Origin of the sequence: Curtobacterium sp. ME-Dv--P-122a, assembly GCF_030209645.1 — a bacterium.
Lineage (GTDB): Bacteria > Actinomycetota > Actinomycetes > Actinomycetales > Microbacteriaceae > Curtobacterium > Curtobacterium flaccumfaciens.
The window spans coordinates 115,896-130,107 of record NZ_JARVRO010000003.1; the positions used below are offsets into that span (position 1 = coordinate 115,896).

At 71.3% G+C, this 14,212-nt stretch carries 13 protein-coding genes; 10 read left to right on the plus strand and 3 right to left on the minus strand.

Annotated elements, in window-relative coordinates; translation table 11 throughout:
• Positions 1 to 6: 6 nt before the first annotated feature.
• Positions 7 to 1,740, minus strand: a complete 1,734-nt coding sequence (locus QRN49_RS02915) for a glycerol-3-phosphate dehydrogenase/oxidase (protein ID WP_042538186.1) — start codon at positions 1,738 to 1,740, stop codon at positions 7 to 9.
• Positions 1,741 to 1,932: 192 nt separating this feature from the next.
• On the opposite strand from QRN49_RS02915, the gene QRN49_RS02920 reads away from it, so the two are divergent.
• The 3 genes from QRN49_RS02920 (at position 1,933) to ald (ending at position 5,154) form a co-directional block, all read left to right on the plus strand.
• The gene (locus QRN49_RS02920; RefSeq protein ID WP_284753889.1) at positions 1,933 to 2,895 is read left to right on the plus strand and encodes a sugar-binding transcriptional regulator; all 963 of its coding nucleotides are present in this window, start codon (positions 1,933 to 1,935) and stop codon (positions 2,893 to 2,895) included.
• 48 nt (positions 2,896 to 2,943) lie between these two features.
• Positions 2,944 to 3,903: an AraC family transcriptional regulator gene (locus QRN49_RS02925; protein ID WP_284753890.1), complete on the plus strand. Its 960-nt coding sequence runs from the start codon at positions 2,944 to 2,946 to the stop codon at positions 3,901 to 3,903.
• Between the two features lie 141 nt (positions 3,904 to 4,044).
• The gene (gene ald / locus QRN49_RS02930) at positions 4,045 to 5,154 is read left to right on the plus strand and encodes an alanine dehydrogenase (protein ID WP_284753891.1); all 1,110 of its coding nucleotides are present in this window, start codon (positions 4,045 to 4,047) and stop codon (positions 5,152 to 5,154) included.
• Positions 5,155 to 5,307: 153 nt separating this feature from the next.
• On the opposite strand, the gene QRN49_RS02935 is transcribed toward ald, so the two are convergent.
• The gene (locus tag QRN49_RS02935; protein WP_284753892.1) at positions 5,308 to 6,117 is read right to left on the minus strand and encodes a TspO-related membrane protein; all 810 of its coding nucleotides are present in this window, start codon (positions 6,115 to 6,117) and stop codon (positions 5,308 to 5,310) included.
• A 153-nt stretch (positions 6,118 to 6,270) separates the two neighbouring features.
• Between QRN49_RS02935 and QRN49_RS02940 the strand changes: the two genes are divergently transcribed.
• From QRN49_RS02940 to QRN49_RS02970, 7 genes are all read left to right on the plus strand, one after another.
• On the plus strand, positions 6,271 to 7,254 hold the full coding sequence (locus tag QRN49_RS02940) for a magnesium and cobalt transport protein CorA (protein WP_284753893.1): 984 nt from the start codon (positions 6,271 to 6,273) through the stop codon (positions 7,252 to 7,254).
• A 125-nt stretch (positions 7,255 to 7,379) separates the two neighbouring features.
• Complete coding sequence (locus tag QRN49_RS02945) at positions 7,380 to 9,491, plus strand: alpha-galactosidase (protein ID WP_284753894.1); 2,112 nt, start codon at positions 7,380 to 7,382, stop codon at positions 9,489 to 9,491.
• Positions 9,492 to 9,591: 100 nt separating this feature from the next.
• Positions 9,592 to 10,875 carry a chloride channel protein gene (locus tag QRN49_RS02950; RefSeq protein ID WP_071405054.1) on the plus strand — a complete coding sequence of 428 codons (1,284 nt, stop codon included), beginning with the start codon at positions 9,592 to 9,594 and terminating at the stop codon, positions 10,873 to 10,875.
• A gap of 95 nt (positions 10,876 to 10,970) precedes the next feature.
• Entirely contained in the window at positions 10,971 to 11,183 is a 213-nt protein-coding gene (locus QRN49_RS02955; protein WP_071247674.1) for an Rv0909 family putative TA system antitoxin, read from the plus strand.
• Between the two features lie 135 nt (positions 11,184 to 11,318).
• Positions 11,319 to 12,611, plus strand: coding sequence for an aminotransferase class V-fold PLP-dependent enzyme (locus QRN49_RS02960; protein WP_111032084.1), 1,293 nt, complete (start codon positions 11,319 to 11,321; stop codon positions 12,609 to 12,611).
• A complete protein-coding gene (gene sufU, locus QRN49_RS02965; protein WP_111022150.1) occupies positions 12,608 to 13,057 on the plus strand; it encodes a Fe-S cluster assembly sulfur transfer protein SufU in 450 nt (149 codons plus the stop codon). The genes QRN49_RS02960 and sufU overlap by 4 nt, the downstream gene beginning before the upstream one ends.
• Positions 13,058 to 13,253: 196 nt before the next feature.
• Positions 13,254 to 13,388 (plus strand): N-acetyltransferase, encoded by a 135-nt coding sequence (locus tag QRN49_RS02970; protein ID WP_284753895.1) that lies wholly within the window; start codon positions 13,254 to 13,256, stop codon positions 13,386 to 13,388.
• Between the two features lie 3 nt (positions 13,389 to 13,391).
• Here QRN49_RS02970 and QRN49_RS02975 read toward each other — a convergent pair whose 3' ends face one another.
• Positions 13,392 to 14,201 (minus strand): hypothetical protein, encoded by an 810-nt coding sequence (locus QRN49_RS02975; protein WP_284753896.1) that lies wholly within the window; start codon positions 14,199 to 14,201, stop codon positions 13,392 to 13,394.
• Positions 14,202 to 14,212: the final 11 nt, after the last annotated feature.

Here is a 14,212-nt window from a genome sequence, read left to right on the forward strand (position 1 = left end):
CGTCGACTACGCGAGCTGCGACGCCGACGCGGACGTCAGCGGCACGATCACGCCGTGCGACTCACGCAGCACGTCGAGCGTGCGCTGGACCTCGTCCGCGCGCTCCTCGGTCGTCCAGCCGAGCGCACCGGCGAGCACATCGGCCAGCTCGTCGAGCAGGTCGATCGTGACCCCGCCGACGAACGCCAGGTTCGTGCGGCGCAGGACGACGTCGACCAGGTGGACGGCCTGCTCGTGGCGGGCGAAGTACGCGACCTCGGCGCGGGTGAGCGACGGGTCGGACTCGAGCGGCTCGACCGGGCCGTCGGTCAGGACGTCCACGACCTCGGCGGCACGGGTGCCGTAGCGCTCGAGCAGCCCCTCGACCAGGGACTCGTCCAGGCCGTCGCGGTGCGACTTGATCCACAGGGCACGCTGCGCGTCCGTGGTCGGGAACTCCTTGCCACCGCCGATCGGCATGCCGGTGGTGTCGACCTTGCGGCTCATGCCGAGCTTGGTCGTCGCCTCGGTGGACAGGTGTGCAGCGAGGGCGCGGAAGGTCGTCCACTTGCCACCGACGAGCGACAGCACGGTCGACTTCGGCAGCCCGGCGATCTGCGTGTCCACGATCCGGTAGTCCCGGGACACGAAGCCGGGGGCGGTGTCCTCGTGGCGGGGGAGCGGACGGATCCCGGAGTAGCTGTAGACGATGTGGTCGCGGGTGACGTCGATCTGCGGGAACACGTGCTTGACGAGCCCGAAGAAGTAGTCGATCTCCTCGTCGGTCGTCGTGACCGGCTTCGAGGGGTCGGCGTCGATGTCGGTCGTGCCGATGAGCACCCGGCCCTTGAGCGGGTAGATGAGGACGATGCGGCCGTCGTCGTTCTCGAAGAACAGCTCGCGGCCCTTGGTGGCCTCGAGCAGCTCGTCGTTGTGGACGACGATGTGCGAGCCCTTCGTGCCGCCCATGAACTTCGTCTCGCCGCCGAACGCCTCGTTCGTCAGGTCGGTCCAGGGGCCGGAGGCGTTGATCACGACGTCGGCCGTGAAGACGAACTCGTCGCCGGTCTCGCGGTCACGCAGCAGGACGCCGCCGTCGCGGGTGCCGGCTGCCTCGACGTAGTTGACGGCGCGTGCCTTGTCGGCTCCCGCGGCCAGGCCGTCCTTCAGGACGTCGAGGGCCAGGCGCTCGGGCTCGTGCACGCTCGCGTCGTAGTAGGTGCCCGTGTACTTCAGGTCCTTGTTGAGGGCGGGCATGTCCTCGAGCGCGGCCTTCTTGGTGCGGAAGACGTGCTTCGGGACGGAGCCGCCGTCGCGCGAGAAGGAGTCGTAGATCGTCATGCCGATCTTGATGAGCATCGCGCCGCGCTCCTTCGTGGAGCGCTGCTTGTGCGTCAGCATGCGCAGCGGGGCGTTCATGATGCCGGAGAACGTCGAGAAGATCGGCATGGTCGTCTGCAGCGGCTTGACGTAGTGCGGGGCGATGCGGATCAGGCCGTTGCGCTCCTGCACGCTCTCGCGCACCAGGCGGAACTCGCCGTTCTCCAGGTAGCGGATGCCGCCGTGGATCATGTGGCTCGAGGCCGCGGAGGCGCCGGAGGCGTAGTCGCCACGCTCGACCAGGGCGACGTCGACGCCCTGGAGCGCCAGGTCGCGGAACGTCGCGATGCCGTTGATGCCGCCGCCGACGACGAGGACCTGCGCGTTCGGGCGCTCGGTGAGTGCGGTCACCGTGTTCCGGGGCTGTGTCTTCTTCGACATGGTTCGTCGCTTCCTTCGTCTGTTCGTGGGGTCAGGATCGATCGTGCGCTCGTTCGACAGGGCGGGCAACTCGCATGCACGAACGTGCAGCACACGTATCGTCCAGGCCCGACACGGCGGTCAGGAGGCGCGGCAGGGGTTGCAGAGGCCCTGCACGTCCGTGCATGGTTGCGTTCGACAGATCGGAGCACCATGAGCGATGCGGCTCAGCCCATGCGCACGCAGCAGGCGCTGCGCGCCGCCCACCTGTACTACCTGCAGGACCTGACGATGGACGCGATCGCCGACGAACTCGGCACCTCGCGCTCGTCGGTGTCGCGGCTGCTGAAGTACGCCAGGGACACCGGGCTCGTCGACATCCAGATCCGTTCGCCCCTGGACCAGGCCGCTGCGCTGAGCCGGAGCATCCGCTCCCGCTTCGGGGTGCACGCGCACGTCGTCCCGGTGCCGGACCACACGAGCGACGTCGACCGGCTCGAACGGGTCGCGCTGTCCGCCGCCCGGATCCTGACGCAGTACGTCGAGTCGAACATGGTGATCGGGATCTCGTGGGGCTCGACCGTGAGCGCGGTCAGCCGCTACCTGGTGCCGAAGACCACCCACGGCTCGACGATCGTGCAGATCAACGGCGCCGCGAACACCCGCACCACCGGCATCGTCTACGCGTCCGAGATCCTCCGCCGGTTTGGCGAGGCCTACGGCGCGTTCGTGCAGCAGTTCCCGGTGCCGGCGTTCTTCGACGACCCCGGGACGAAGGAAGCGCTGTTCCGGGAGCGCTCGATCCGCCGTGTGCTCGACCTGCACGAGCGGATGGACCTCGTCGTGTTCGGTGTCGGTGCCCCGCAGGCCCCGGTGCCCTCGCACGTGTACTCCGGCGGGTACCTCGACCCCGAGGACCGCGACGAACTCACGCAGGCGGGGGTCGTCGGTGACGTCTCGACGGTGTTCTACCGGGCCGACGGCTCGTGGAAGGACATCGGGGTGAACGCCCGCGCCGGCGCTCCGGACCTCGACACGATCAAGCGCGCGCCGCGGCGGGTCTGCGTCGTCGCCGGGCGGTCGAAGGCGGCGTCGCTGCGGGGCGCGCTGGCCGCCGGGCTCATCACGGACCTGATCCTGGACGAGAGCGTGGGGCAGGCGATCCTGCAGCCCTGAGTCAGGACCTGACGCAGTTTGTCGGTGGTCCGTCCTAGGTTCTGGTGCATGGTGCTTTCTCTCGAACAGCCCGGTCAGCGGTACTTCCGGCGGATGGTCGGCAGCGACGTCGACCAGGCGCTCGCGTTCTTCACGGGCGACTACGACTTCCGTGCGCCACTGGTCCGTCGCACCCACGAGAACGCCCACTGGGACTTCGCCGGTGTCGGTGACGAGCGGATGTCCCTGCGCTCGTCACGGTTCATGGTCGACCTGCGGAGCGAGAGCCAGGTCGACGACGAGTTCCTGGTCGCGTGGCTGCGCAGCGGTTCGAGCCGGATCACCACGGGCGGCGAGACGTTCGAGCTCGAGGCCGGGGTGCCGGTCGTGCTCCCCTTCGCCGAGCCGTACGCGCTGCACCACCACGACATCGCCCTGAACCTGGTGCAGCTCGACCGCGACTTCGTCCGTGCCGTCGCCGGTGACGACGACTTCGCCTTCGAACCGATGCGCCGCCCGACCGCCGACGGCATCGCGCTGTGGCGGTCGGTGGTGCGGAAGTACTCGGCCACGTGGCTCGACGTCGACCGGTCGATGAGTCCGATGGTGCAGTACGACATCGCCGAGGCCTTCGCGACCGCAGCGATCCAGGCGTTCCCGCAGCGCAACAAGTGGCGGGCGACGGTGTCCGGCAGCGGCCCGGAGCACGACCGTCTGCGCCGAGCGCTCGAGTTCGTGCACGAGCACGCGCGCGAAGCGATCGGCACGCCGGACATCGCGGCGGCGGCCGGGCTCAGCCCCCGCGGGTTGCAGCAGTCGCTCCGTCGTCACCTCGACCAGACGCCGGGGGAGCTCCTGCGCGGCGTGCGGCTCGACGGCGCCCGGACCGACCTGGTCGGCGGTGCGCTGGACGAGACGACCGTGGCCGAGATCGCGCGGACGTGGGGTTTCGGGCACCTCGGACGCTTCTCGGCGACCTACCGCAGCCGTTTCGGGGAGCTGCCGAGTGAGTCGTTGCGCGGGCACTGACCCACTGCCGCTGCGGACCGTTCCGCCGAATCTCGTGACACGGATCGCGCTGCCGCTGTCCGGATGTTCGGCTCAGCGCTGTCGTGGGCGAATCCGGTGCTGAATGGACGGGACGAACGCACCGCCCACGAAGGAGTCAGCATGCGCATCGGCGTCCCCACCGAGATCAAGAACAACGAGTACCGCGTCGCGGCCACGCCCGCCGGTGTCGCCGAGCTCGGGTCGCACGGCCACCAGGTGCTGGTGCAGGCCGGTGCCGGGGCCGGTTCGGCCTTCACCGACGACGAGTACCGCACCGCCGGCGCCACGATCGTCGACACCGCGGCCGAGGTCTGGGAGCGCGCTGAGCTGATCCTCAAGGTGAAGGAACCGGTCGCGTCGGAGTACCCGATGATCCGGCCGGGCCAGGTGCTCTTCACCTACCTGCACCTCGCCGCCGACCGGCCGCTGACCGATGCCCTCATCGACTCGGGCGCGACGGCGATCGCCTACGAGACCGTGCAGCTGCCGGACCGCTCGCTGCCACTGCTGTCGCCGATGTCCGAGGTCGCCGGGCGACTGTCCGCCCAGGTCGGCGCGTTCCACCTGATGCGCACGAACGGCGGGCGCGGGCTGCTGCTCGGCGGGGTCCCCGGCACGCCGAAGGGCCGCGTGGTCGTCATCGGCGGCGGCGTCGCGGGGGAGCACGCCGCGACGATGGCGCTCGGCATGGGTGCCGACGTCACCGTGTTCGACATCAGCCTGCCGCGCCTCCGGGCACTCGACGCCCGGTTCGACGGCCGCGTCACGACCCTGCGCTCGTCGGCGCACGCCATCGCCGAGGCCCTGCGCGACGCGGACCTGGTGATCGGCTCCGTGCTCATCCCCGGGGCGTCCGCGCCGAAGCTCGTCACCGACGCGATGGTCGCCGACATGCGGCCGGGCTCGGTGTTGGTCGACATCGCGATCGACCAGGGCGGCTGCTTCGAGGGCTCCCACCCGACCACCCACGACGACCCCACCTTCGCCGTGCACGACACCGTGTACTACTGCGTGGCGAACATGCCTGGTGCCGTCCCGCGCACGAGCACGATCTCGCTGACGAACGCCACGCTGCCGTACGCCGTCGCGATCGCCGACCGTGGCTGGGAGGCCGCGCTCGAGGCCGACGCCGCACTCGCCGCCGGCCTGAACGTGCACGACGGCCGGGTCACGAACGCCGCGGTCGCCGCCGCCCACGGCCTGGTCGCGTCCACGCAGTCGTCGCGCTGAGGCCGGGGGCGTCTGGCTGTCCGGCCGCCCACTTCGCGGAAGCGACAGTTCCCCGCCGAACATCGGCGGGGAACTGTCGCTTTCGCGGTCCGAACGGGTGCGGGGCCGCGGGAACTGTCGCTTTCGCGGGCCTGACGTGCAGGCAGATCCGCGTCAGGCCGCGACCGGGGCCGCCGCCCGACCGGCACGGCCGCCGACCCAGCCGGCGCGGGCACGCACCACCACGGTCACGACGACCACGGCCGCAGCAGCCACCACGGCCGCGACCGCCGTCGGCACGGAGACGAGCGGTCCCTCGAACCGGGCCACGGCGACCCACGCCAGACCCCACGCGACCGAGGCCATCGGTGCCAGGCGTCCGCGGCCCCACAGCGCGATGAGGACCCCGACGAGCCCGGCCACCGCGGCGACGAGCACGCCCCACGGGTCCTGCCCGAGTCCGAAGCCCCGGAAGCCCGCCGCCGTCAGCACCGCAGCGGTGTTCGCGGCCGTCGCGACGCAGACCCACCCGAGGTACAGCCCGAAGGTGCCGTCGGTCAGGATCGCCTCGACGACGCCGCGGGACGGGGTCCGGCGCAGGATCGTGAACGTCCAGATCAGCACGACGAGCAGGGCGACGATGATCGGCTCGCTCGCCCACAGGAACCCGAACTGCACCGACAGGATCCACGCGGCGTTGAGCAGCAGGGAGAGCACCGCCGGCACCACCAGCCGCTCGTGCCGCTCGTCGTTCGCGGTGCGGAAGAGCTGCAGCACGGCGTAGCCGATGAGCCCGGCGTAGACGACACTCCAGATCGAGAAGGCCGGGCCGTCCGGGGCGATCGCGGTCGAGGACGCCGACAGGGCGCCACCGGCGGCGTCCTGGATGGGCGTGCCACCGGCAGCGCCCGACCCGACGTACGCGCCGATGACGGCGACGACCGCGCTCACGGCCACCGCGATGCGCTTCCAGATCCTCTTCATGACAGTCCCTTTCGTCAGCATGCTGATGACCCGCACCGTAGGCGGCCGGTGACGGCGGTCGTGCAGCGCGCGTTCAGGCAGGACGCGGGGCGTGTGGCGGGGCCGCCACGGGCCTCCAGGCCGGAGACCGGCCACCCTGCGTACGGTGGGCGCGTGAGCGTCGAACTGAACACCGTCTACATCGACCGGATCGCACCGATCGCGAGTCCGTCCCTCGACGACACCTTCCGGATGCTCGACGAGCAGGGCGCCAGCGCGTGCATCGTCCTGCACCAGCCCGACGCCGAGGAACTCGGCGACGTCGCGGTCGCCCTCGGCCTGCACGAACTTGCCGTCGAGGACTCCGCCGAGGGACACCAACGACCGAAGCTCGAGCGCTACGGCTCGACGCTGTTCGTGGTGCTCAAGCCCGCGCTGTACAACGACCAGCAGGAAGAGGTGGCGTTCGGCGAGGTGCACGCCTTCGTCGGTGAGACCTTCTTCCTCGCCGTCGTGAAGGCCGACCCCCGCGGCAAGCAGACCGTTCCCAAGGCGCTGCAGCGGTTGAGCGGCAAGCCGGGGCTGGTGACCGTCGGCCCGCAGGCGCAGCTCTGGGCGCTCATGGACTCGATCGTAGACGGCTACGTGCCGGTGATCGACGGACTCGAGGAGGACATCAACCAGATCGAGGACCAGCTGTTCTCGGGCGAGGCCGGGGTGTCCCGGCGCGTGTACGAGCTGTTCGGCGAGGTCGTCGACTTCCAGCGAGCAGCGCGCCCCCTGGTCTACATGATCGAGAACCTGCACCGCGGCGCCGAGAAGTACCACCTGCCGATCGAGATGCAGCGGCGGTTCCGCGACGTCCTCGACCACGCGATCCGGGCGGTGGAACGCCTCGACACGTTCCGGCAGCTGCTGCAGAACGCCCTGACCGTCGATTCGACCCTGGCGGCGCAGAAGCAGAACGACGACACGAAGAAGATCTCCGGCTGGGCGGCGATCCTGTTCGCGCCGACGCTCATCGCCGCGATCTACGGGATGAACTTCACGCACATGCCCGAACTCGGGTGGACGTGGGGGTACCCGCTGTCGATCGTCGCGATGGTCCTGTTCGCCGCGATCCTGTACGTGGTGTTCAAGGTCAAGCGCTGGTTCTGAGCCGCAACCGGAGCCGCGCCGCAGCCTGGGCTGCGCCGCAACCGGAGCCGCGCCGCCGCAGGATTTGCAGCGGACGGCCCCGGACCGGAAAGCTCTGATGTGCAACGACGCCGACTGGAGCCCGCATGCCGCACGAACTCGTCCACCTGACCGCCGGTGGCGTCTCGCTCGTCCTGGACTGCCGCGACGACGCGCTCCCCGCCGTCGTGCACTGGGGAGCGGCGCTCGGACCGCTCGACACCGACGCGCTGACGGCCCTCGCCGACGCCGACGTCGCCCCGGTGTCCCCGAACGAGATGGACGACCCGGTCCGCCTGTCCGTGCTGCCCGAGCCACACCGGGGCTGGAGCGGTCGTCCGGGGCTCGCCGGGCACCGTGACGGCGCGGACTGGTCGCCCGCGTTCACGGTGACGTCGCTCGCGGTCACCGACACCACGGTCACCGCCGACGCCGAGGACACCACCGCCGGACTCACCGTCCGGGTGACCATCGAGATGCTCGGCTCCGGGCTGGTGCGGGCCCGCGCGAGCGTGACGAACACCGCCGACGGCGTCTACACCGTCGACGACCTGACGCTCGCGATGCCGATCCCGTCCGGGGCCCGCGAGATCCTGGACTTCGCCGGCCGCTGGGGCAAGGAGCGGACCCCGCAGCGCCGCGAACTCGTCGTGGGGACCCACCAGCGCGAGGGACGGAAGGGCCGGACCGGCACCGATGCCGCGACCGTGCTGACGGTGGGGGAGCCGGGGTTCGGCTTCGCCCACGGTCAGGTCTGGGGCGTCCACACCGCCTGGAGCGGCAACCACCGGCACCACGCCGAACGGCTCGCCACCGGCCGCCAGGTCATCGGCGGCGGCGAACTCCTGCTGCCCGGCGAGGTCCGGCTCGCCACCGGCGACACGTACGAGGGGCCGTGGGTGTACTTCGCCCACGGGGACGGCCTCGACGACCAGGCCCGACGGTTCCACCGCTGGCTCCGCAGCCGCCCGCAGCACCCGACGACGCCCCGCCCGATGACGATCAACGTGTGGGAGGCCGTGTACTTCGACCACGACCTGGCCCGCCTCGTCGACCTCGCCGAGCGTGCCGCGGCCCTCGGCGTCGAACGCTACGTGCTCGACGACGGCTGGTTCCGTGGCCGCCGCGACGACCACGCCGGCCTCGGTGACTGGTACGTCGACGAGGACGTCTGGCCGGACGGACTCGGCCCCCTGGTCGACCGGGTCCGTGCGCTCGGCATGGAGTTCGGCCTGTGGTTCGAACCCGAGATGGTGAACGAGGACAGCGACCTGGCGCGTGCCCACCCGGAGTGGATCCTGCAGGCCGACGGTCGGCTGCCCGCGCGTTCCCGCGACCAGCAGGTGCTCAACCTGGCGATCCCCGAGGCCTTCGACCACGTCCTCGAGCGGATGACCGCGATCATCGGCGAGTACGCGGTCGACGCCGTGAAGTGGGACCACAACCGCGACCTCGTCGAGGCGGGGTTCCCGGGCGGTGGCGCAGCGGTCCACGAGCAGACCCTCGCCGCGTACCGGTTGATGGCGACGCTCGGCGAGCGCTTCCCGTCGCTGGAGATCGAGTCGTGCTCGTCGGGTGGCGGTCGGGTCGACCTCGGCGTCATCGAGCACACCGCGCGGGTGTGGGTGTCGGACGACATCGACCCGCTGGAGCGCCAGCAGATGCACCGGTGGACGCAGCAGCTCCTGCCGCCGGAGTTGCTCGGCTCGCACATCGCGAGCGGCCGGAACCACACGACCGGTCGCGTCCACGACCTCGCCTTCCGTGCCGGCACGGCGTTGGTCGGCCACCTCGGCATCGAGTGGGACCTGGCCGGCGCGACCGCCGACGAGTCCGCCGCACTCACCGAGTGGATCGCGCTGTACCGCGAGCTCCGCCCGCTCCTGCACGGCGGCGACCTGGTGCGCTCGGACGAGGTCGACGCCGCACGGCTCGTGTACGGCACGGTCGCGCCGGACCGGCAGCAGGCCGTCTTCTTCCTCGCCAGCATCGGCCGCTCCGAGGTCTCCGGCACCGGTCGGGTCACCTTCCGCGACCTCGACCCCGACACGTCGTACCGCGTCGACCCGGTGGTCATCGGCGACGGCCACGACCTGGTGCGACCGGACTGGTGGTCCGGCCCGCGGGTGTTCAGCGGCCGGGTGCTCGGCACCGTCGGCCTGCAGCCACCGCTCATGCCGGCCGACTGCGTGGTGCCGTTCCGGGTGACGGCCGTCTGACGGCGGGTGGTCGGGGCTCCCGGCCTGGAGGCCCGCCCCGCGTCCGGCGGGCCCGTCGCGGTCCGTCATCGGGTGCGTCCAGCCCGTTAGGCTTCCGGTCATGCCGCACTCCGGACACGCGACCCCGGTCTGGGCCCTCAAGCTCGCCGTCGTCACCGCCCTGGTGGGCGTCTCCGGCGGCATCGCCGGCATCGCGGTCTGGCTCGCGCTCCAGCTCATCCAGTTCGTCGCCTTCGGGTACGGGTTCGGCGGGCACCTCGAGGCCGCCGACGCATCGTCGGGCCTGAACCGGTTCCTCGCGCTCACCGCGGCCGGGGTCCTGACCGGGTTCGCCTGGTGGGCACTCCGTCGGTGGGGGCGCTCGATCGTCTCGGTCACCGCGGCCGTCGACGGCAAGCGGATGCCGGCCCTGGCGACGCTCGCGAACGCCGGCATCCAGATCCTGGCCGTGGGACTCGGCGCGTCCATCGGCAAAGAGGTCGCGCCGCGTGAGGTCGGGGCATGGCTGGCCCAACTCGTCACCCGTCGTGCGGGGCTGACCGCGCGCGAGACGAAGATCCTCGTCGCCTGCGGTGCTGCGGCCGGCCTCGCCGCCGTGTACGACGTACCCCTCGGCGGTGCGCTCTTCGCGGTCGAGGTCCTGCTCGGCGAGATCAGCTTCGCGACCGCCCTGCCCGCCTTCGCCACGAGTGCCGTCGCCGCCATCACCGCCCGGCTCGTGATCCCGGACGAGGTGCTCTACCACGTGCCCGCGATGCACCTGTCGCCGTCGCTGCTCGTCTGGGCGATCGTCGTGGGACCCGTGCTGGGACTCGCCGGGGTCGGGTTCGTCAAGCTGACCAACCGGCTGCAGGGCATCGCGCCGAAGGGCTGGCACCTGCTCGTCGTGCTGCCGGTGGTCTTCGCGATGGTGGGGCTCATCGCGATCCCGTTCCCGGAGATCCTCGGCAACGGTCGGGCGCTCGGCCTCGTCGCGATGAACACCACGCTCGACGACGCCTCGTTCGCCGGCCTCTCGCCGATCGTCCTGCTGCTGTTGCTCGGTGTCCTGCGGACCGTGACCACCTCGGCCACCATCGGAGCGGGTGCGGTCGGTGGCACGCTGACCCCCTCGATCGCGATCGGTTCGGCGATCGGTGGCGGGCTGGGCGGTGCGTGGCTGCTGCTGTGGCCGGCCGACGGCCCGAGCCTGGCGGCCTTCGCGTTCGTCGGGGCGGCGGCCTTCCTCGCGACCACCATGCGGGCGCCGTTCACCGCCCTGGTGCTCGTCGTCGAGTTCACCCAGCAGGGCACCGACATCCTCGTGCCCTCGTTGCTCGCGGTGTCCGGTGCCGTCGCCGTCGGGTACGTGCTCGCCCGCCGTCGCAGCGCCCAGATGGTGTGAAGACCCCGAACGTTCCGGTACGGACGGCTACCCGGCGGCCTACTGTCGGCGCCAGGACGGAGCGACGGGCTCCGCACCGAGACGAGGAGCAGCCGATGGCGGGTTTCGACGACATCACGAAGAAGGCCCAGGAGTTCCTGAAGGACGGCAAGGTCCAGGACGCCCTGCAGAGCGAGAAGGCCGAGGGCGTCAGCGACAAGGTGCTCGGCGGTGTGGCCGACGCGGTCAAGAAGGCCACGGGCGGCAAGTACGACGACAAGATCGACGGTGCCCGCGACGCAGCGGACAAGAAGATCGGCAACGAGTAGCGAACGACGTGCAACGGCCCGGGACCCGGCGTGGTCCTGGGCCGTCGCCGTGCCGACTGGACGCGGTCGGGAACAACGGACACCATGGACGGGTTGCTCCGGACAGCAGCACCAGGAGGACGAGACGTGACAGTCGTGGCGCCGAACCAGCCGCTCACCGAGACCGAGGTCGAGGCGATCAAGCGGGACTTCCCGATCCTCGCGCAGGACGTGAACGGGCAGCCGTTGGCGTACTTGGACTCCGGGGCGACGGCTGAACGCCCGCGCCAGGTCCTCGACGCCGAGCGCCGGTTCCTCGAACACGACAACGCCGCCGTCCACCGCGGGGCCCACACGCTCGCGGCGCTCAGCACCGACGCCTACGAGGACGCCCGCGCCACCGTCGCCGGCTTCATCGGTGCCGCCGCCCCGACCGAGGTCGTCTGGACCGCGAACGCCACCGACGCCCTCAACCTCGTCGCCTACGGCATGGCCAACGCCAGCCGCGGCCGCGGCGGTGTCGACGCCGAGCGCTTCCGCCTGGGCGCCGGTGACGAGATCCTCGTCACCGAGGCCGAACACCACGCCAACCTCGTGCCGTGGCAGGAGCTCGCCGCGCTGACCGGTGCCACCCTGCGCTGGATCCCGGTCGCCGACGACGGCACCTGGACCGCCGACGACGCCGCGGCGCTGATCACCGACCGCACGAAGGTCGTCGCGTTCTCGCACGTCTCGAACGTCACCGGGATGATCGCCCCCGTCGAGCAGGTCGTCGGCCTCGCCCACGCCCGCGGCGCCCTCGTGGTGCTCGACGCCTGCCAGTCCGCACCGCACCGTCCCCTCGACGTGCAGCAGCTCGGGGTCGACTTCGCCGCGTTCTCCGGGCACAAGATGCTCGGCCCGAACGGCATCGGCGTGCTCTGGGGCCGTGCGGAGTTGCTCGACGCCCTGCCGCCGTTCCGCACCGGTGGCTCGATGATCACCACCGTGACGATGGAGGGCTCCGAGTTCATGCCGGCGCCCGAGCGGTTCGAGGCCGGCACGCAGCCCGTCTCCCAGGCGGTCGCCCTCGCCGAGGCCGTCCGTTACCTGCAGGGCATCGGCATGGAACGCGTCCGCGCCCACGAGGAGCACCTCGCCCGCCGGATGCTCGACGGTCTCGCCGCCGTGCCCGGCATCCGCCTGGTCGGCCCGCCCGCCGGTGTCCCGCGCTCCGGCCTGGTGTCCTTCGACGTCGACGGCGTGCACGCCCACGACGTCTCGCAGTACCTCGATGCGCAGGGCATCGCCGTGCGTTCCGGCCACCACTGCGCCCAGCCCCTGCACCGCCGGCTCGGCCTCGTCGCGACGAGCCGTGCCAGCACGTACGTGTACACGACCGAGCACGACGTCGACCGGTTCCTCGCAGCCGTCGCCGAGATCCGCGACTACTTCGGAGCGACTGCGTGAACGCCCTCGACAGCCTGTACCAGCAGGTCATCCTCGACCACGCGAAGGCGCGGCACGGCGACGGTGCGATGCCCGACGCGGATGCCTCGCACTTCGAGCGGAACCCCACGTGCGGCGACGAGATCACGGTCAGCCTGCGGCTCGAACCCGGCACCGACCGCATCGCCGGGCTCGCCTGGCAGGGCGACGGCTGCTCGATCTCGATGGCCTCGGCATCGGTCCTCACCGACATGGCCGTCGGCCGCACCGTGCCCGAGTTCCTCGCACTGACCGAGGAGTTCCGCACCATGATGCGCTCGCGCGGTGTCGGTGAGCCCGACGAGGACGTCCTCGAGGACCTCGTCGCCTTCCACGGCGTCTCGAAGTTCGTCATGCGCGTCAAGTGCGGCATGCTCGCCTGGGTCGCGGCGGAAGCAGCCGCGCGCGAGGCGACCGCGGCCCGCTGAGCCGGCTGCGGCTCGCGATCGCGACCACCGACCGACCGGGAGGCCCGTTGCGGGCCCGCCCCGCGCCTCCCGTCCGCAGCTGGTCGCCGACCAGGCCCCGGAAGGCCTGAATGGTATGCCTGTTCAAGGGGCGCGATGATCATCGAGACGGAGCGACCCGGCGCAGGGCGTCCGCCGGGGACGCGGGACCACGTCGTTGCGGCTGGACACCCGCGCTGAGCTCGCCGAGGCCTGTGCGCTCTACGAGCGGCTCGGCTTCGTCCGGGTGGCGCCGTTCAACGACGATCCGTACTCCGACCGCTGGTACGCGAAGTCGCTCACTGCGGGGTAACGATCAGGCGATGGCGCCGATCTCGCGGAGCGCGTCGCCGACGGTGATGCGCTCGCCGCGTTCCTGCGCCCGTGCCCAGCGGGACTTCGCGAGCGCGACGGTGTCGTCGTCGAGACCGAGGAGCTCGTAGAGGCCGTCCAGCTCTCGGGGAACGAGGTCGGCGAGCGGCACGGGGAACTTCCGTTCGGGGCTCGCGTAGCTCTGCTGGGCGAGCTGTTCGAGCATCTCCGGGTCGGTCTCTCGCTGTTCCATGAGCAGGACGACGGCTCGTGACCTCGTCATCATGAGGAAGGCGGACCGCACGTTCTCGTCCGGATCGGTCGCCAGGGTGATCTCGACGGCGAGGGGGAGGTCCTCTTCGCAGGCGAGCTCCCAGCGCTGCGAGGTGTCCCCGTGGATCGCCGTGAGCATGTCCGGGTGGACGCCGAGGCCGCGCTCGCCGCGTTCCGGTCGCAGCGAGGTCGGGCGGGGGTCGTCCCCGACGCGGGCGGTGGGGAAGCCGACGCCCGTGTACACGGTGTGGGCGATCGGCAGGAACTGGAGCGCCTGGTGCAGTGCGGTCGCGGCGTCCTGCACCGCCGGAGCGGTCACGTCACAGTCGGCGGCCGCGATGGCGGTGGCGTAGTCGGAGAGTGCGGTGTGCTGCTGCTCGATGGCCCGGGCGAACATCTCCTTGCCCCTGGCGGTGTCGCCGAGGAGCCGTGGGTCCAGGTGCAGCGTGACGGCGCCCGGGTCCTGCAGGTGTCCCCGTGGCGTGCCACCGCCCGACATCATGATCTCGAACGTGTCGTCTTGCTCGTGGGCATCGGTCACGTCGCTGACGC